At 72.3% G+C, this 16,299-nt stretch carries 17 protein-coding genes and 2 pseudogenes; 11 read left to right on the forward strand and 8 right to left on the reverse strand.

From position 1 onward, the window contains the following. The first annotated feature begins 49 nt into the window (after positions 1-49). Both ACFWBW_RS01610 and ACFWBW_RS01615 read left to right on the forward strand, forming a co-directional pair. The gene (locus ACFWBW_RS01610; RefSeq protein WP_385367486.1) at positions 50-874 is read left to right on the forward strand and encodes a PP2C family protein-serine/threonine phosphatase; all 825 of its coding nucleotides are present in this window, start codon (positions 50-52) and stop codon (positions 872-874) included. Between the two features lie 74 nt (positions 875-948). Beyond that, positions 949-1,896, forward strand: coding sequence for an MASE1 domain-containing protein (locus ACFWBW_RS01615; RefSeq protein WP_385367487.1), 948 nt, complete (start codon positions 949-951; stop codon positions 1,894-1,896). Between the two features lie 252 nt (positions 1,897-2,148). On the opposite strand, the gene ACFWBW_RS01620 is transcribed toward ACFWBW_RS01615, so the two are convergent. Both ACFWBW_RS01620 and ACFWBW_RS01625 read right to left on the reverse strand, forming a co-directional pair. Beyond that, positions 2,149-3,369 (reverse strand): aromatic amino acid transaminase, encoded by a 1,221-nt coding sequence (locus tag ACFWBW_RS01620; RefSeq protein ID WP_385367488.1) that lies wholly within the window; start codon positions 3,367-3,369, stop codon positions 2,149-2,151. Beyond that, positions 3,362-4,339 (reverse strand): DMT family transporter, encoded by a 978-nt coding sequence (locus ACFWBW_RS01625; protein WP_385367489.1) that lies wholly within the window; start codon positions 4,337-4,339, stop codon positions 3,362-3,364. Before ACFWBW_RS01625 ends, ACFWBW_RS01620 begins: the two co-directional genes overlap by 8 nt. Before the next feature lie 135 nt (positions 4,340-4,474). On the opposite strand from ACFWBW_RS01625, the gene ACFWBW_RS01630 reads away from it, so the two are divergent. Next, positions 4,475-4,963, forward strand: a complete 489-nt coding sequence (locus ACFWBW_RS01630) for an Lrp/AsnC family transcriptional regulator (protein ID WP_385367490.1) — start codon at positions 4,475-4,477, stop codon at positions 4,961-4,963. 69 nt (positions 4,964-5,032) lie between these two features. Here ACFWBW_RS01630 and ACFWBW_RS01635 read toward each other — a convergent pair whose 3' ends face one another. From ACFWBW_RS01635 to ACFWBW_RS01645, 3 genes are all read right to left on the reverse strand, one after another. Further along, a complete protein-coding gene (locus ACFWBW_RS01635) occupies positions 5,033-6,718 on the reverse strand; it encodes an alpha/beta fold hydrolase (RefSeq protein WP_385367491.1) in 1,686 nt (561 codons plus the stop codon). Positions 6,719-6,807: 89 nt separating this feature from the next. Next, a complete protein-coding gene (locus ACFWBW_RS01640) occupies positions 6,808-7,365 on the reverse strand; it encodes a TetR/AcrR family transcriptional regulator (RefSeq protein ID WP_385367492.1) in 558 nt (185 codons plus the stop codon). Between the two features lie 227 nt (positions 7,366-7,592). Further along, complete coding sequence (locus ACFWBW_RS01645) at positions 7,593-8,102, reverse strand: hypothetical protein (protein ID WP_385367493.1); 510 nt, start codon at positions 8,100-8,102, stop codon at positions 7,593-7,595. Positions 8,103-8,221: 119 nt separating this feature from the next. Here ACFWBW_RS01645 and ACFWBW_RS01650 point away from each other — a divergent pair, with 119 nt between their 5' ends. The 4 genes from ACFWBW_RS01650 to ACFWBW_RS01665 all read left to right on the forward strand — a co-directional run bounded on the left by ACFWBW_RS01650 (position 8,222) and on the right by ACFWBW_RS01665 (position 11,639). Beyond that, entirely contained in the window at positions 8,222-8,731 is a 510-nt protein-coding gene (locus tag ACFWBW_RS01650; RefSeq protein WP_385367494.1) for a hypothetical protein, read from the forward strand. 3 nt (positions 8,732-8,734) lie between these two features. Next, positions 8,735-9,481, forward strand: a complete 747-nt coding sequence (locus ACFWBW_RS01655; protein WP_385367495.1) for a hypothetical protein — start codon at positions 8,735-8,737, stop codon at positions 9,479-9,481. 276 nt (positions 9,482-9,757) lie between these two features. Then, positions 9,758-10,201, forward strand: coding sequence for a hypothetical protein (locus tag ACFWBW_RS01660; RefSeq protein WP_385367496.1), 444 nt, complete (start codon positions 9,758-9,760; stop codon positions 10,199-10,201). Between the two features lie 100 nt (positions 10,202-10,301). Beyond that, on the forward strand, positions 10,302-11,639 hold the full coding sequence (locus ACFWBW_RS01665; protein WP_385367497.1) for a Dyp-type peroxidase: 1,338 nt from the start codon (positions 10,302-10,304) through the stop codon (positions 11,637-11,639). Between the two features lie 20 nt (positions 11,640-11,659). Here ACFWBW_RS01665 and ACFWBW_RS01670 read toward each other — a convergent pair whose 3' ends face one another. The 3 genes from ACFWBW_RS01670 to ACFWBW_RS01680 form a co-directional block, all read right to left on the reverse strand. Next, positions 11,660-12,427 (reverse strand): hypothetical protein, encoded by a 768-nt coding sequence (locus ACFWBW_RS01670; protein ID WP_385367498.1) that lies wholly within the window; start codon positions 12,425-12,427, stop codon positions 11,660-11,662. A 341-nt stretch (positions 12,428-12,768) separates the two neighbouring features. Then, positions 12,769-13,278, reverse strand: coding sequence for an O-acetyl-ADP-ribose deacetylase (locus ACFWBW_RS01675; RefSeq protein ID WP_385367499.1), 510 nt, complete (start codon positions 13,276-13,278; stop codon positions 12,769-12,771). Positions 13,279-13,343: 65 nt separating this feature from the next. After that, a complete protein-coding gene (locus tag ACFWBW_RS01680) occupies positions 13,344-13,835 on the reverse strand; it encodes a MarR family winged helix-turn-helix transcriptional regulator (RefSeq protein ID WP_385367500.1) in 492 nt (163 codons plus the stop codon). Positions 13,836-14,258: 423 nt separating this feature from the next. Here ACFWBW_RS01680 and ACFWBW_RS01685 point away from each other — a divergent pair. The 4 genes and pseudogenes from ACFWBW_RS01685 to ACFWBW_RS01700 form a co-directional block, all read left to right on the forward strand. Then, positions 14,259-14,387, forward strand: a pseudogene (locus ACFWBW_RS01685) (inorganic phosphate transporter); the annotation flags it as partial. A gap of 124 nt (positions 14,388-14,511) precedes the next feature. Next, positions 14,512-14,718 (forward strand): annotated as a pseudogene (locus ACFWBW_RS01690) (inorganic phosphate transporter); the annotation flags it as partial. A gap of 73 nt (positions 14,719-14,791) precedes the next feature. After that, complete coding sequence (locus ACFWBW_RS01695; RefSeq protein WP_385367683.1) at positions 14,792-15,091, forward strand: hypothetical protein; 300 nt, start codon at positions 14,792-14,794, stop codon at positions 15,089-15,091. Between the two features lie 36 nt (positions 15,092-15,127). Then, the gene (locus ACFWBW_RS01700) at positions 15,128-16,291 is read left to right on the forward strand and encodes an aromatic acid exporter family protein (protein WP_385367501.1); all 1,164 of its coding nucleotides are present in this window, start codon (positions 15,128-15,130) and stop codon (positions 16,289-16,291) included. The last annotated feature ends 8 nt before the right edge of the window (positions 16,292-16,299 follow it).

Below are 16,299 nucleotides of genomic sequence, written 5' to 3' on the forward strand. Positions count from 1 at the left end.
CTTTCGCGCAGCGGAAGCAGAGGCACATGGACGTTTCCCGGAGCGGTTCGTGACCCCGCGCCGGCCTCCCCGGCCCGCCAGCGCGGATCTGCTGAGCATGCTGGGCCGGCTCACCGCGCAGGCGCGGGAGGGCGCGGAACTGCAGCGGGCCCGGGTGGAGCTGGCCGAAGCCCTGCAGCGCGAGCTGCTGCCCGCCTCCCTGCCCGTACTGCCGGGGCTGAGGACGGCGGCCCGGTACGCGCCCGCCCGGCACGGCCTGGACATCGGCGGCGACTGGTACGACGGCTTCCGGGTGGCGGGCGGGGCCCTCGCCTTCTCCATCGGCGACGTGCAGGGGCACGACGTGGCGGCCACCGCCTTCATGGGGCAGGTCCGGGTGTGTCTGCGTGCCGTGGCCGCCGTCGTCCTCGATCCCGGCGAGGTGCTGAGCCAGGCCAATGAGGTACTGCTCTCGATGGACAGCGAGCTGTTCGCGACCTGCAGTCTGCTCCGCTTCGATCCGCGCACGTGGGAGATCCAGACGGCCCGGGCCGGCCACGTCCCCACCGTCTGGGCCACCGTCGACGGCCGGTACGGCATCGCCGAGGACGCCGGCGGTCCGCCGCTGGGCACGGTCACCGGGGCCCGCTACCCGGTGACGCGCCGGAGGCTGACGGAGGCGGGCTCCCTCGTCCTGGTCACCGACGGGGTGGTCGAAGGGCCGTCGTTCCCGATCGAGGAGGGGCTGGAGCACGTGGCCCGGATCGTCCGGGAGGCGGCGGGGGCCGATCCCGACGAGCTGGCCGCCGAGGTGATGAAGGTGACCGATTTCACCGGCCACGCCGACGACGCCGCGGTGCTCGTCCTCAGCCACGACGCGGCCGGACCGCGCTGACCCTCCCCCGGCAACCAGCCGCCCGTCCACGCGTGTCACGCCCTGCCAAGGCGCCCGGGCCGTTGTCTGATGCAATGGTGCGCACCGTGGAATGGCGACGTCCGGCCGAAGCTCTCCTTCAGGTCCTCGGGGTCTCCGTCGCCTACTACGCGACCGGTCGGCTCGGCCTGCTGCTGCACGTGAGCGTAGACGGGGCGGTCGTCACCCCCCTGTGGCTGCCCACCGGGATCGCCCTCGCCTGCCTGCTGTGGTTCGGGCCCCGGATCTGGCCGGGCATCGCGCTCGGGACCTACTTCGCCATCGAGCAGCTCAGCGCGTTCGATCTCGTCGACGTCGGAATCGTCGCGGGCAACACCCTCGCTCCGCTGTGCGCCTACGCGCTGCTGCGCCGGGCGGCCTTCCGCCCGGAACTGGACCGGCTGCGGGACGGGCTGGCGCTGGTCTTCCTCGGCGGCCTGCTGCCGATGCTGATCAGCTCCACCACCGGGACCTGGACGCTGGTGCTCACCGGCGACCTGCCGATGGCGAGCTTCTGGCCGGTGTGGTCGGCCTGGTGGGCCGGCGACACGATGGGCGTCCTCCTGGTGACCCCGCTGCTGCTGGTGCTGCGCCGGGCGCGGCTGCCCCGGGACCCGTACCGGGCGGCCGAGGCGGCGGCTCTGGCGGTCTCGGTCGGCGGCATCACCCTCGCGGCCACCCGCAGCTCCCTGTCCCTGCTCTTCCTCGTCTTCCCCCTGCTCATCTGGGCCGCGGTGCGCTTCCGGCTCCCCGGCAGCGCACCCTGCGCCCTGCTCGTGTCCGTCCTGGCGATCACGGCGGCGACCGACCGCGCCGGACCCTTCGCCGGCCACACCCTCCTCGAGGTCATGGTCAACCTCCAGGCGCTCAACGGTGCGGCCGCCCTGACCGCACTGCTGCTGGCCGCCCTCGTCACCGAGCAGGACAACGTCCGCATGAAGATCGAGGAGGTCTGCGAGGACCTGGCCGACGTGGTGGCCCGCCTGGCCCCGCCGAAGGAATGACAAACGGTGGAACAAACCCTTGACTAAGGCGAAATAGGGAGGAAACTCGTCAATACACCGGAATACCGGATAGAGCCGCACCTCCTTCTGGAGACGTCCAGAAGCCCGCGTGACCCTTTTCCAGGCTCTGGCCAGGCCCCCGGCAGCAGATGTCGACCATGGGAGCCGTCGGCGACGGCGGATGGCTCGTGGAATCGACGAACTGCCGGGGACTGTCTTGTCCACGGCCCCCGGGCCGGCAGGATCACAGCACTAGGCCGGCAGGATCACCCGCGGCGCGTCGGCCGTGTCGAGCACCGCCGCGATCCCCTGTGCGAGGCGGGGAATGCGGTTCGCGGGGATTCCCGCGATGTTGATCCGCCCCGAGGTGGTGCCGTAGACGGCGTACTGCCGGCGCAGCCGGAGCATCTGGTGCGGCGTGAGCGGCAGCATGGAGAACATCCCCTTCTGCCGTGCCAGCGACCGCGCCCCTTCCGTATGGCCCAGCGCGCTCAAGTGGGCGACCAGATCTGCCCGGTTGGCCATGATCCGGCCCCGCATGACATCGAGTTCCGCCCGCCAGGCGGCCCGTAGGCCCTCGTCCTCCAGGATCGTGGTCACGACGGCCGCGCCGTGCTCGGGCGGCATCGAGTACAGCGTCCGGGCCGCGTTCTGCAGGGCCGTCTCGGCGTGCCGCACGTCCCGGCCCGAGGCGCCGAGGACGATGGCGCAGCCGACCCGGTCGCTGTAGAGGCCGAAGTTCTTCGAGCAGCTGACGGCGATCAGCATTTCGGGCACGCGCGCCGCCAGCATCCGCGTGGCCAGCAGGTCGGCTTCCAGGCCGTCGCCGAGGCCGTGATAGGCGAGGTCGACGAAGGGCACCCAGCCGCCGTGGGCGGCCGACTCGGCCAGCGCCTCCCAGTCGGCCGGCAGGGGGTCCACGCCCGTGGGGTTGTGGCAGCACCCCTGGAGCAGGACGACGTCGTCCCGCCGGGCCTCGCGCAGTTCCCGCAGCACACCGGCCGTGTCGAAGCCGCCCTCGGCGTCGCGCCAGCCGTAGGGGCGGACCTTCAGCCCGGCGGCCTCCAGGATGGGCCGGTGGTTGACGTAGGCCGGATCGCTGACCCACACCGTGGTGCCCGGGCGGGTCCGCCAGATCAGGTCGGCCAGGAGCCGCAGGGCGCCGGAGCCGGCGACGGTCTGTACGGCCGCGGCCCGGTCGGCCGGTCCGCCCGGGCCGCGGCCCAGGACCAGGTCCAGCAGGGAGCGGTTGAAGGCGGCGTTGCCGGAGAGCCCGCGGTACTCCTTGGACTCCGAGCGCTCCGCCAGGCGCATCTCGGCCTCGCGTACGGCGGCCATCACGGGCGTGGTTCCCGTCTGGTCCCGGTAGACGCCGAGGACGAGGTTCATGCGTTCGGGCCGGTCGTCGGCGCCGAACTCGTAGGTCAGGTCCCACAGCGGGTCGGTGGGCGGCGGCGGGAGGAGCTCAAGCATCTGCGGGAACCTCGGGTCGGGGGCGGCGGTTGGCGAGGACGACGCCGGCGGTGATGAGGGGCACGCCGACCAGCACGGCGAGGGTCGGCGATTCGCCGAGCAGCGGGATGGCGAGCAGGACGACGGCGACGGGGCTGAGGCTGCCGACCACGGAGCTGCGCTCGGCGCCGAGGCGGCGGATGGCGAAGGCGTACAGCAGGCCCGCGCACAATCCGACCCCGAGCCCCTGCACCACCAGGAACAGCACGATGTCGCTGCCGGCCGCGTGCACGATGCCCGTCGGGAGCACCCCGGTCAGGGCCAGGACCGCGATCACCGCGAAGGAGGGCAGGCACAGCAGTCCGATCGACCCGACGGGATCGAGGTCCACCTCGCGCAGTCCCACCGTGTACAGGGCCCATAGGCCGCTGGCCACCAGGAGCGTGCCGGCGCCGGCGAGGACGTCCGTGTCCACCGGAACGACGTAGCGCCAGACGAGGGCGACCACACCGGACGCGATCAGCGCGAGCCCGATCGCCTGCGTTCCCCGCGGGGCGCCGTGTCCGCGGCCGACCATGATGGCGGAGACGAACAGCGGGACCATCCCGGGGACGATCGAGCCGACGAAGGCCGCGGAGGTCAGGGCGCCGCCGTGCATCGCCGCCAGGAAGAAGGGCACCCCCGCACCGCAGATGATCTTGAGGGCGACGCCCGGCCGCACCGCGGCGATGCGGCGACGGCGCCGCCACAGGGCGGGGAGCAGGACGAGGAGGGGGACGCCGAACCGCAGCAGGGCCGCGTCGGCGGGCAGGAGGGAGGAGGCGCTCAGGGCGCGGGCGCTGAGCGCGAAGGCAGCCCAGATCGCCACGGTCAGCAGGAGGGCCAGCATGCCCTCGGCCTGCGGGGAGAGCCCGAACCGGCCGGGGTGTCCGGCCTTCGGGCCCGCCGCGTCGGGAGGCGCGGTCGCCGGGGTGGTGTTCGTCGCGACCAAGGAAATTGCTCCAGCCTCTGAGAGCGGACCGGTCCGGCCCGCTCCCGGGCAACGCTAGGGCTTCGCCCGGGGCAGTCGATTGCCAGTTCTGCCTCTTAGACATACGTTTGGGGCAGAATCTGCCAAGGAGTGGCCATGGACGCAGTCGATCTGCAGATCATCAGGGAGTTGCAGGCCGACGGACGCCTGTCGAACCAGGATCTGGCCGACCGCGTCCGGCTCTCCCCGTCGCCCTGTCTGCGCCGGGTTCGACGCCTGGAGGAAGCGGGCCTCATCCGCGGCTACACCGCCATGGTCGACCAGGTCGCCTTCGGGCTTCCGGTCACCGTGTTCGTCCGGATCCGCCTCGAACGCCACACGGCGGAAGCGGTGAGGCTGTTCGAGGAGCACGTCGCGGTCATCGAGCACATCCAGGACTGCTATCTGATGGCAGGAAGCAGCGACTACCTGCTCCGCGTCGTGATCGAGGACCTCGAAGCCTACGAAGCCCTGGTGCGCCACCGCATCCACGCCATTCCCGGCATCGCCTCGATCGAGTCGAGCTTCGCGTACGGCAGCGTCAAGCAGTCCAGGACGTACCCGCGGCCCGCCCCGGGCGCATCGAGGCGAACACGGCCCTCCTGAGCCGGTCACGGACGGTCGCCGGCTCACCGGGCCCGGCAGAGCAGGCCGACCAGGCCGGTCATCCGCCGGTCATCCGCCGATCGGAGCGGAGGCGGCGGCGAGGTGGCGGGCGACCTCGGAGGGGTGGGTCAGCTGGGGGTAGTGCCCGGCCGCTTCGATCACGGCCACCGGGTGGCCTGCGGCCTCAACCAGCGGGTCGGCCGAGCCCACGACGATCCGGACCGGGACGCTCACCCGGTCCAGCAGCGCCCGCGACCGGCCGCGCTCGGCGAAGTCCGTACGGAGGGCCTCGGTCACCCGGCGCGCCACGCCCCGACGGCGCAGGTCCGCCGCGGCGCTCTCCACCTCCGGCCCCTCCGGGACGCCGAGCGCCCGGGCCAGCCGGTCGGCGGACATGCGGCGCATCAGCGGTGCGGCCAGGCCCGAGCGGGTGAGCCTGGGGGCGGGTGCCTGCAGGAACGCCGGGGAGATCAGCACGAGACCGCCGACGCGGTCCGGATGATCGGCGGCGAAGCGCAGTGCGGGGCCGCAGGCCAGGGAGTGTGCGACCAGCACGGGGCGGGTCCGCACGGGGCTCAGCATGTCGGCCAGCCACTCGTCCACCGGCCGGGTCGTGGCGGCCGAGCGGCCCAGGCCGGGCAGGTCGGGGGCCAGGACCGGGCCGGGGAGATGGCCGGCCAGGGGCGCCCAGAGGTCGGCGTTCATCGGGAGTCCGTGCAGCAGGACGTGGTCGGGGCGGTGGCGCTCACCGCTCACCCAGGTGCGGCTGCCCGCCACGGAGTGGAAGCCGTACGGGCTCAGCCAGGGCGATGCGGCACCGAAGCGGGCGGCCACCAGGTCGTCGGCCCACGTGCGCAGGACGCCGGCGACCGGGGGCATCTCCAGACCGGCGCTCTCGGCGAAGGCGCGGGCGGAGGCCGTCGGGTAGCGGTCGGACGACAAGAACGCCAGCGTCTCGGGATCGGCGCCGGTCACCTTGCGCGGCAGGCGCCGCAGCAGGCCGGCGGGAACGGTCCGCCGAGGTGCCCGTACGCCGGTGTGGTCGGCGATCGCACCGATCAGCTCGGGCAGGAGCGGAGTGCTGTCGTCGAGCACCCAGTAGTGCTCGCCCGCGGGCGATGCGGGGGCCTCCGCGAGGAACCGTACGAAGTAGTCGATCGTGGTGATCGGCAGGAAGGTGTCGCGGCCGCCGGGCAGCGCGGGGAGCCTGCCGTTCCATAGGTCCTCGACGAGGGCGGCCAGACCGATGTACTGGCCCGGCCCGATGACCGTGCTGGGGTTCGCGATGGTCAGCGGGACCTCCAGTTCACGGGCCCGGGCGCGCACCGCGAGATCCCCCTCGACCTTCGACGCCTCGTACGCGCCCAGCCCGGCGTAGTCGGGTTGGCCCCCGGACCCGCTCACCCGGTACCCGCTGATGTGCACCAGCCGGCGCAGCGCGGGGAGTTCGGCCGCCCACTCGACCACGTTGAGCGCCCCGGTGACGTTGACCGCCCGCGCCTGCGGCACACCGAGGCCGAAGGCGAAGCGACCGGCCGCGTTGTAGACGTCGCGCACCTCGGGCAGCCCTGAAAGCGGCTCCGTGATGTCGGCGGCGACGATGTCCAGCCCGCCGGTGTCGACGCCCTGGGAGGCCAGCCAGGGGGTGAGGGTGTCATTGCGTACGGCTGCCGCCACCCGCTGCCCCCGGGTGAGCAGCTCGGCGACGAGCGAGCGGCCGATGAAGCCGGTCGCGCCGAAGACGATCGCGTCCATGAAAGCTCCCAAAATAGATCGGTCTACATATTTTTAGCGCGAAAGAGAAGCCCGCCGGTGACGGCGGGCCGTATCGGCCATCAGCCGCATCAGCCCAGCAGGACGCCGATCTGACGGGAGACGCTGTCCAGTGGCGCCCTGCTGCGGTGCGCCCGGGCCAGCAGGAGCGCCCCCTCCACCAGAGCCAGGACGGTGACCGCGAGGTCGTCGGCGTCCGGACGGCCCGCCAGCCGTGCGCGCAGGGCCTCCTGCCACGAGGCGTAGACCTCCGAGCACGCCTCGTGCAGCGGGTCGCTGGTGGCGGCCATCTCCAGCGCCACGGTGGCCACCGGACACCCCTTGCGCCAGCCCGACTCCTCCAGCCGGTCACCCAGGTGCCGCAGCACCCCGCCGACGAACTCCGCCGCCGACGGGCTGGTGTCGGCCAGGCCCCCCAGGGCATCGCCGATCATCCCCCCGGCCCGCCGGACGGACTCGCCGACCAACTGGTCCTTGCCGCCGGGGAAGTGGAAGTAGAGCGAGCCCCGGGGCGCGCCGCTGGCCGCGATCACTTGATTCAGCCCGGCACTGAAATAGCCCCCGGTCTCGACCAGTTCCTGCGTCGCGTCCAGCAGTCGGTCCCGCGTCTCGGCGCCCTTCTGTCCCATGGCGTCAGACTAGACCGGTCTACATATTCTTTCAACCGCCCCCTCGGACCGACCGGGGCGGTCAGGCTCCCACCGCTGCCGCGAAGGCTTCGTAGGGGACGCCAGCAGTTCCGAGCGGTCCTCGTCCCGCGACGAGACCGGGCCGACCGTGTGAAGGGTTTACCCATGCCCCAGGCCGTCAGGGCTACCGTCTGAGCCTGGCGCCCATAATGGCCGCGCCACAGGCGTCAGTGTCCGGTGGCGGCCTTGACCACCGCGACCGCCGTCCCGATCGCCGCGTCGATCGCGCCGGCAATCAGCGCGAATACCGTCCCTCCGCCCATGCGGATCCCGCCATAGCACCCCCACGCGAACAAGGTGGCGACGTTGACCCCGGCCGCCGTGAGCAGGGCCGTCTCCAGGCCCATCGCTCCCAGCGCCGAGACACCGATCAGCACGAGGGGTCCCACAGCGGACAGCAACAGCGGGCTGCTGACGAAGAGCATCGCGCGCAGTTCCCGTCCCCGCGCGAGAGCGCCGTGCATCACACGGTGGGCCTGTTGATCGGCGACCAGCGCGGCCAGCCACAAGCCCACCGAGGCGGTCGTGACCGTCGCAGCGGCTCCGGGGACGGCCACGTGGCTGCTGCCCGCGAGCCCGATGACGACGGAGATCATGGTGATCGTCGCGTAGATCCGCTCCTTGAGCTGGGCCGCGGCCGTCTCCGTGCCCGTTGCGCCCGCCACATGTTCCGTCACAAAACCCACCGTAAGGCGCGGGCGTACGGGGCACCGGGAACAACACCTGCCACCCCGGGCGTCGCGGACCCAGGGGTACTCGGACTGCGCGCGAGGCGGGTGGGTGCCAGCATCGGGTCATGACGTCACAGCAGGCGGAAGCGGCCGGGGCCGGTCGTCCCGGTCGGCGCAAACGCGTACTGCTCGGTGCCGGGGCGCTGGCCGTGCTCGTCGTGGCCTACTTCATCCTGGCCGCGACCATCCCCCGCTGGTGGTCCCAGCGGGTGGGGGCGGCGGTGGACGGCCACCTGGGCACCGGGCTCGTGCTCGGGCTGGCCTTCGGAATCGCCTGCACGCTGCTGCCCCTCATCGTGGCCTGGATCGGTCTGCACAAGCGGCGCCCCTGGAAGGCCACGGCCGGGTGGCTGGCCCTGGCCGTGGTCCTCGCCCTGCCGAACCTGTGGACGCTGAGCGTTGTGGCAGGCGGCGGCAGCGCCTCGCACGCCGGGCAGCGGGTCATGGACGTGGAGGCGCCGTGGTTCCGCGGCGCCACCCTGGCGGGTGCGATCGCCTCGGTGGTGGCCTTCGCCGGGTTCCTGGTCTACGCCTGGAGGCGGCGCGGCCGCCCCGCCACCGAGCGCGCGGCCTGACCGATGGGCGACTGGTACCGGCGCGAGATCCTGGATCCGGGCAAGCAGCCCCTGTTCTTCCTGCTGCTGGGCTTTCTCGGGGCGTTCCTCTTCATCCGCCTCAGTGTCCGGATGATCCGGGCGGAGGTCTCCTGGTGGCCGAAGAACGTCACGCCCGGCGGACTGCACATCCACCACGTGGTCTTCGGTGTGGTCTTCATGATCATTGGCGGGCTGGGGCTGGCTTCCCCGATCGGCGGTACGCGTCCGTGGGCCGAGATCGAGGCTGCGCTCTTCGGCATCGGCACGGCGCTGGTGCTGGACGAGTTCGCGCTGATCCTGCACCTGCGGGACGTCTACTGGTCCGAGGAGGGAAGGCTGTCGGTGGACGCCGTGGTGGTCGGTGCGGCGGTGTGCGGCCTGCTGCTGCTCGGCGCGGCGCCTTTCGGGGCCACCGAAGCGTCGGTGGACGGGGCGCCCGTCTCCGGCTGGACGTACGCGACCGTGATCGCGGTCAACGCGGGATTCGCGCTGGTGGCGCTCACCAAGGGCAAGGCCTTCACCGGCCTGCTGGGGATGCTGGTCCCGGTCCTCGCCGTGGTCGGGGCGGTGCGGCTGGCCCGTCCCGGATCCCCTTGGGCCCGTCGCCGTTACCCGGCCGGTAGCGGGAAGGCCGAGCGGGCGCGGGCCCGCGAGGAGCGCGGGGGATGGCAGCGCCGCCTGCGCGTGAGGGTGTACGACGCCATCGCCGGAAAGCCCTCGAATTCCTAGCTTCCCCCGGTGCCCCCGATAGCGGCCTGGAGGCTTGGGGAGCCGGCAGGGTGATCTTCCGCCCTCCCCGGGATGTCCCCACCGGGCCATCGGGCACGCACAGGGCACCATGCCGATGGCACAGGACGACTCGTCGATCCTCCCGTTCGCCTGATCTGCGACCTCGTCCTCTTGGCGACGGTGCCGACGGGGACAGGCATCGATGTCGGACCAGCGACTTCAGCGCAGAGAGGGCCGTGAACGATGGCGACTCAGGCACAAGAGGCACGCCCCGGGATGAGCCGGGGACCCACGAACGAGTTCACCCTCATCTTCAAGATCAAGCCGGGGCAGGGACAGCAGCTCCGAACGGTCCTCGGCCAGAGCAATCTGGAGCGGGAGGCGGTGATCCAGGCACGGATCGGGACGCTGCACGATGCCCGATGGGTGCTCTTCGACGACGACACCCGGCTGTTGTTCGCATCGAACTTCGACGGCGACTGGGATGTCTACATCGATGATTTCGCTGCCCTGATCCCCGATGTGTTCGACGGCATCCTTCAGCACACCGAGGACTACCCGGGCATTCGCGACCCGAAGATCAAAGACTTCGTCATGGCTCACCAGCACACCGCGGCCGGGTACTCCCGGGCCATCCCCGACGCCACGGTGAAGGAGCTCAAGAAGGCGCTGCGGGTGAACCGGGCGTTCCAGGAGCTTCTCGACGCGGGAGCGACCTGACCGCCGGTACCAGGCAGCATCTCTCGACGGTTTCCGGGCCGGCGGACGGCAACAGGTGACCCGGACGAGACAACGGACGAGACAGACGGGACGGCAGCGGATGACGACGGTGGGCACCCCCGCGCTCGAGCTGGACGACATCCAGGGCGGCATCCTGGATCCGCGGCCCTCGCCGTACGTCGGCCGGTACTTTCTCCTACGGATCGACGACCGCCGTGCCGGGCGCGCGTTGCTGCGGCGGCTCATCCCTGCGATCAGTTCTGCCGCCGCCGCACCGGACCCGGACCAGAACGTGTGGGTCAACGTAGGACTCACCTACGAAGGCCTCAGGGCGCTGGGTGTGCCGCCCGAGTCGCTCGAGAGCTTCGCTCCGGAGTTCCGGCAGGGCATGGCCGCGCGGGCGGAGCTCCTCGGCGACGTCGGCGACAGCGCGCCGGCCCACTGGGAGAAGCCCCTCGGCACCGCCGATGTCCATGTCGCGGTGGCCTGCCTCTCCCCCGATGCGACGCGTCTCGACGCGGTCCTCGAGCCGGCTCTCGCCGCCTTCGAAGAGCTCTCCGGCGTCGAGATGATCTTCCGTCAGGACTGCTACCAGCTGCCGACCGGGCGCACCTCGTTCGGCTTCAAGGACGGGATCAGCAATCCGGCGGTGGAGGGCGGGCCGCCCGGCCCGCCCAGCCAGGAGCGGCCCGTCAAGGCCGGAGAGTTCGTCCTGGGCTACCCCGACGAAACCGGGAACCTGCCCCCGATGCCGTACCCCGAGGTACTCGGCCGCAACGGCACGTACGCCGTGTTCCGCAAGCTCCACACCCGCGTGGCGGCATTCCGGCAGTACCTCCGCGACCACTCGGACGGACCGGAGGCCGAGGAGCTCCTCGCGGCGAAGATGGTGGGACGCTGGCCGAGCGGCGCACCGCTGGTGCTCTGCCCCGAACGGGACGACCCCGCACTGGGCGCCGACGCTCAGCGCAACAACGACTTCCTCTACTTCGACGACGACGAGCGCGGGTTCAAGTGTCCGGCGGGTGCGCATGCCCGGCGGATGAACCCGCGCGACGCCCTCAAGGGCGAGGTGGTCGACGTCAACCTCCACCGCCTGATCCGACGGGGTACCAGCTACGGTCCGATGCTCCCCGACGGCGTCCTCGACGACGACGGTGTGGACCGGGGCATCGTGTTCATCTTCGCCGGAGCGCACCTGAAGCGACAGTTCGAGTTCGCCAAGACCCAGTGGGCCAACGACGGAATCTTCATCGGCTACGCCGAAAAGGACCCGATCGTCGGGGCGAACGACGAAACCGGCACCTTCACCGTCCCCGCACGACCCGTCCGCCGACGCCTGCAGGAACTCCCGCGGTTCGTCGTCACCCGCGGCGGCGAGTACTGCTTCATGCCCGGACTGCGGGCCCTGAACTGGCTCGCCGACCTCGACACCTGATCCGGGGACGGCCGGCGCCTTCACTGCAGGATGCCCACCGCCCGGGACACCACCAGCAGCACGATGACCAGCGACACCGACGTCTGCACCATCATCAGCAGCTTCGCCCACGTCGTCAGCGGCATGGTGTCGGTCGGGCTGAAGGCGGTGGCATTGGTGAAGGCGACGTACAAGTAGTCCCCGAAATAGGGCTTCCAGTCGGGGGAGGCGATCCCCTGCTGTCCCATCTGCGGGAAGAGGAAGTCCGGGTAGTCCTTGGTCGCCTGCGCTCTGGCCACCGGGCCGCCCCGGTCCCACTCCCAGTACCAGAGCGCGAAGGCGACCACATTGGTCACCCAGACGGCGCCGGCCGTGCTGAGCAGCGCGAGCGCCCCTTCCGGTCCGGTGCCGTGCAGCAGTTCCCGTACGAGCTTCACGGCGGACCAGGCGTTGGCCAGGCTGATGGAGGCCACCAGGCTCAGGCTGAGCCCGCGCAGCAGGATCGAGCTGCGATCGAAGCGCCGGTGCGGGTCGACGGCGGCCAGCGCCAGCAGCAGGGTGACCTCCAGTGCCGGGAGCAGCCAGTGCGGATCAAGGGTCAGCCGGTCCGGCAGGACCATCTGCAGCCCCACGGCGACCAGGATCGCCACGGTGACCGCCCACCGTTCCTCTCCCTCGGTGGGCTGCCGCCAGGCCGGTCTCTCCTCCTCCGATCCGGCGGCACGTTCGACCAGGTCCTCGATCCGGTCCAGGCGGCGGTGCAGCCGCTCCACCAACTCGCGGTCCGCTCCCGCGTTGCTCTCGCTCATGGCCCACAGTCTGCGGCGGCCGGCCGGCCCGCTGACGGAGCCCCGCCCCGGACTGCCCTCATGGCCACCCCGTCACAGGAGTGCGGCCTCTGCGTGTCAGGCCGAGGCCTGTTCTCCAGCGGGCTCGGCCGCCTCTTCGAGCCGTGAGTTCTTGCGGCTGTAGAGGAGGTGAACTGTTCGGCCTCGACCTGGACGACCCGGACACCCGCCTCTCCAGCCGGCTCCACCTCCGCACCGGAGCCGGCAAAGCAGGCCGCTCCCAGTCCTGGCCCGCCGGCAGACAGTCGGTCGGTCGGTCGCTGAAGCGCACGGGGGTGGATGCTCCACACCGCGCCCGCGGTTCAGGCCAGGGCCGCCTCGAAGGCCGCGTAGGCCGGGGCGTCGAAGAGGACGAAGCGGACCTCTTCCACGGCCGTCTTCGTGGCGCGCACCGTTTCCACCGCGATGCGGGCGCCGTCGGCCATCGGCCAGCCGTAGATCCCCGTCGAGATCGCCGGGAAGGCCACGGTTCGAGCACCCAGTTCGTCCGCGACACGGAGCGATTCCCGGTAGCACGAAGCCAGCAGTTCCGAGCGGTCCTCGTCCCGCGACCAGACCGGGCCGACCGTGTGGATCACGTGCCCGGCCGGAAGCCGGCCGGCTGTGGTGGCGACCGCGCGGCCCGTCGGGAGCCCCTTGCCGTAGTGGGAGCGGCGCAGGTCCTCGCAGGCCGCCAGGATCTCCGGGCCGCCGCGCCGGTGGATCGCCCCGTCGACCCCGCCGCCGCCGAGCAGCGAGGAGTTCGCGGCGTTGACCACGGCGTCGGCAGCCTCGGCGGTGATGTCGCCCTGGACCAGGGTGATGCGCGGCATCGGGTTTCCTTCCTTCGCGGACGTGCTCGCACGCTATCGGGGGTCAGCGCGGCCACGCCCGCCGATTAATCCGCCTCCTCCAGGCGGGCGGCGAGGCGAGTGAGGGCCGGCAGGGCCGCCCGGAGCGCCGTACGGTCGGCTTCGGGCATGGCCGTCAGCGCGTGCTCCAGGCGGCGTTCGTGGGCGCGGGTCCAGGCGGCCAGCCGCAGCCGGCCGGCGTCGGTGGCGCTGACGGCGGCGGCGCGCCGGTCCTCGCTGTCCACCTCGCGACGGACCAGCCCGCTCGTGGCGAGCTGGGTGATGAGGCCGCTCACCGTGGACTGGGCCAGGCGCGTGCGGGCAGCGAGTTCGCTGACGCGGACCGGGGAGTGTTCGACGCAGACCTGGAGGAGTTCCACCTGGGCCATGGGGAGCTGTTCCCAGGGGTATTCCGTACGGATCGAGGCGCGCAGCGCGCGGCGCAGCCGGGTGACGGCCGCGGTCAGCGCCGGGGCTTCGGGTGAGCCCTCGCCGGGCCGCGCGTCCGGGGCATCGGGCACGCCCTGCATGCGTGACATGCCGACCACGCTACTCGCGCTCCGCCGCGGCCGGGGCTCCGGCGCCGCCGCGCCCGGAGCCCGTGGCGGCCAGGGCGGCCATCGTTCAGATTGCATCGGACACCGATCCATCAGATTCCGAAGAAAAGGGAGCCTCCACGACGCTCATCGCGATCACGATCGCTGTGGCCCTGCTCTTCGACTTCACCAACGGGTTCCACGACACGGCGAACGCGGTGGCCACGGCCATCGCCACCGGCGCATTGCGGCCCAAGGTGGCTGTGGCCATGTCCGCGGTGTGCAATCTCGCCGGGCCGGCGCGTTCGTTTCGGTGGCGGTCGCCAAGACGATCTCCGGGGGATCATCGACGAGCACGCCGGAATTCGCCCGCCGGTCATCCTCGCGCCGCTGGCGGGGGCGGTCCTGTGGAATCTGGCGACCTGGCTGCTCGGAATTCCCAGCAGTTCCTCGCACTCCCTCGTGGGCGGGCTGATCGGCGCCACCGTCGCCTCGGTGGGCCTCCAGGGGGTCAACGGGACGGCCGTGGTCGGCAAGATCCTCGTCCCGGCCGCACTGTCCCCGCCGATCGGCGGACTCGTGGCGTACGCGGCCACGCGGGCGGCGGGACGCCTGCGCGGCCCGGAAGCCGCCGGGGACGGCGCAGGGAACGGAGCGGGACGCGGCACGCGCCGGGCAGGTGCTCGCGGCCGCCCTGGTCTCCCTGGCGCACGGCACCGGCGACGGGCAGAAGACCATGGGCGTGATCACCCTGACGCTGGTCACGGCGGGCTCCCTGCCCTCCGGGTCCGCTCCCCCGCTGTGGGTCATCGCGGCCGCGGGGCTCACGATGGCCCTGGGCACCTACACGGGCGGCTGGCGCATCATCCGCACGCTCGGCACGGGCCTGACCCGGCTCGGCCCGCGGCAGGGCTGCGTGGCCCAGACGAGCGCGGCGGCCGTGCTGCACCACCTCGCACCTGGGCTTCGCGGTGTCCGCCACGCACGCCGTCACCGGCAGTGTCGCCGGCGCCGGGCTCGCGACCCCCGGCGGGGTGCTGAGCCGCAGGACCGTACGGGCCATGCTCGTGTCCTGGCCGCTCACGCTGCCCACCGCGCGGATCGTCGCCGCCCTGGCCGTCCTGCTCACGGAGCAGGGCCCCTGGGGCCAGGACGCCACGGCCGCCCTGCTGTTGTGCGCGACGCTCGGCTTCTGGGCCCGGTCCCGCCGTACGGCCGTCACCGCGCGGAGCTTCGCGCCCGAGACGGCCGCCGCCTGAGCCCGACCACGCAGAGTGTGACGTAAGGTCCCGAAAATGAAGGTACCCGGCATCACGGTCGGAGCAGGGGGCCTGCGGTCCCGGATGACCGCCGGCTTCGGCGACGGAAGCATGGTCCTGCGCGCCGCGGTCTCGTCGGGACTCGCCTGGTGGATCGCCTCCGTGCTCCTGCACTCCGAGTCGGCCTCGCTCGCCCCCGTCGGCGCCATCCTCGCCACGCAGACCACGCCCTTCGCCACCGCGCGCAAGAGCCTGCAGCGGGCGGCCGGCATCCTGTTCGGCTTCCTGCTCGGTGTGGCGGCCACCGCGTCGATCGGCACGAACACGGTGAGCGTCGCCCTCGTGGTCCTGGCCGGCATGTACGCGGGACGCGTGATGAACCTCGGCTCGCAGATGCACCAGATCGCGCTCACCGCCGTGCTCGTGATGGGCGCCGCCACCACCTTCGGGTACGGGGCCGCCCGGCTGGAGGACAACGTCGTCGGCGTGCTCGTCGGCACGTGCGTGGGCCTCGCGCTGCCCGCGCCCGGTTTCACCCGCCGCGCCGGTGAGGAACTGGCCCGCCTGAACCGGCAGATGGCCGCGCTACTAGCGGAGATCGCCCGGGGGCTGGCCGGGGACGACTGGTCCGCGCGCACCGGGGACTGGGTCCGGCGCGCCCGCTCCCTGGCCAAGGACCTCGACACGGTGCGCCAGGCCGTCCGCGAGGCGGAGGACGCGGTCCGCTGGCGGCCGCGCGGCCGGCTCGCACGGCCCCGGCTGGACCGGCTCGCCGAAGCCACCCAGTGCCTCGACCACGTCGGCCACCAGGTCCGGGGGATCACCCGCGGCCTGTACAACCTGACCTTCCGCGAGGGCCGCCCGCCTGCCCTGCACTGGGCGCAGCACGAGGAACACCTGCTGCCCCGGCGGGCGCAGGCCCCGGCCGGGCTGGACGGGGTGCTGGCCGCGCTCGCCGCGATGCTGGGCGACCTGGCCGACGTACACGTACGGGAGGACGCCCCCTCGCCCGAGATGCGGGCCCGCCTGGCGGGGCTGCTCGGCGAGGCCGAGACCTGCTTCCTGCGGACCGCGCTGGCGCAGTCCCCCGGCTACGCGGACTGGCGGGTCCTGTGCACCGCCGGGATCCTGGAGGACGCCCGGAAGATGCTCCACGAACTCGACCCCTCGATCGGCCCCCACAAGGGCGCCTTCGGGTAGGCCGTCCC

The organism is Streptomyces sp. NPDC059957 (genome assembly GCF_042730015.1).
Taxonomy (GTDB): Bacteria; Actinomycetota; Actinomycetes; order Streptomycetales; family Streptomycetaceae; genus Streptomyces.

What these genes read in the sequence shown, in the direction of transcription:
- ACFWBW_RS01615 (WP_385367487.1), top strand. Translation starts at nt 949, where the DNA reads ATGGTGCGCACCGTGGAATGGCGACGTCCGGCCGAAGCTCTCCTTCAG.
- ACFWBW_RS01620 (WP_385367488.1), bottom strand. Translation starts at nt 3,369, where the DNA reads ATGCTTGAGCTCCTCCCGCCGCCGCCCACCGACCCGCTGTGGGACCTG.
- ACFWBW_RS01630 (WP_385367490.1), top strand. Translation starts at nt 4,475, where the DNA reads ATGGACGCAGTCGATCTGCAGATCATCAGGGAGTTGCAGGCCGACGGA.
- ACFWBW_RS01635 (WP_385367491.1), bottom strand. Translation starts at nt 6,718, where the DNA reads ATGGACGCGATCGTCTTCGGCGCGACCGGCTTCATCGGCCGCTCGCTC.
- ACFWBW_RS01640 (WP_385367492.1), bottom strand. Translation starts at nt 7,365, where the DNA reads ATGGGACAGAAGGGCGCCGAGACGCGGGACCGACTGCTGGACGCGACG.
- ACFWBW_RS01650 (WP_385367494.1), top strand. Translation starts at nt 8,222, where the DNA reads ATGACGTCACAGCAGGCGGAAGCGGCCGGGGCCGGTCGTCCCGGTCGG.
- ACFWBW_RS01655 (WP_385367495.1), top strand. Translation starts at nt 8,735, where the DNA reads ATGGGCGACTGGTACCGGCGCGAGATCCTGGATCCGGGCAAGCAGCCC.
- ACFWBW_RS01660 (WP_385367496.1), top strand. Translation starts at nt 9,758, where the DNA reads ATGAGCCGGGGACCCACGAACGAGTTCACCCTCATCTTCAAGATCAAG.
- ACFWBW_RS01665 (WP_385367497.1), top strand. Translation starts at nt 10,302, where the DNA reads ATGACGACGGTGGGCACCCCCGCGCTCGAGCTGGACGACATCCAGGGC.
- ACFWBW_RS01670 (WP_385367498.1), bottom strand. Translation starts at nt 12,427, where the DNA reads ATGAGCGAGAGCAACGCGGGAGCGGACCGCGAGTTGGTGGAGCGGCTG.
- ACFWBW_RS01675 (WP_385367499.1), bottom strand. Translation starts at nt 13,278, where the DNA reads ATGCCGCGCATCACCCTGGTCCAGGGCGACATCACCGCCGAGGCTGCC.
- ACFWBW_RS01680 (WP_385367500.1), bottom strand. Translation starts at nt 13,835, where the DNA reads ATGTCACGCATGCAGGGCGTGCCCGATGCCCCGGACGCGCGGCCCGGC.
- ACFWBW_RS01700 (WP_385367501.1), top strand. Translation starts at nt 15,128, where the DNA reads ATGAAGGTACCCGGCATCACGGTCGGAGCAGGGGGCCTGCGGTCCCGG.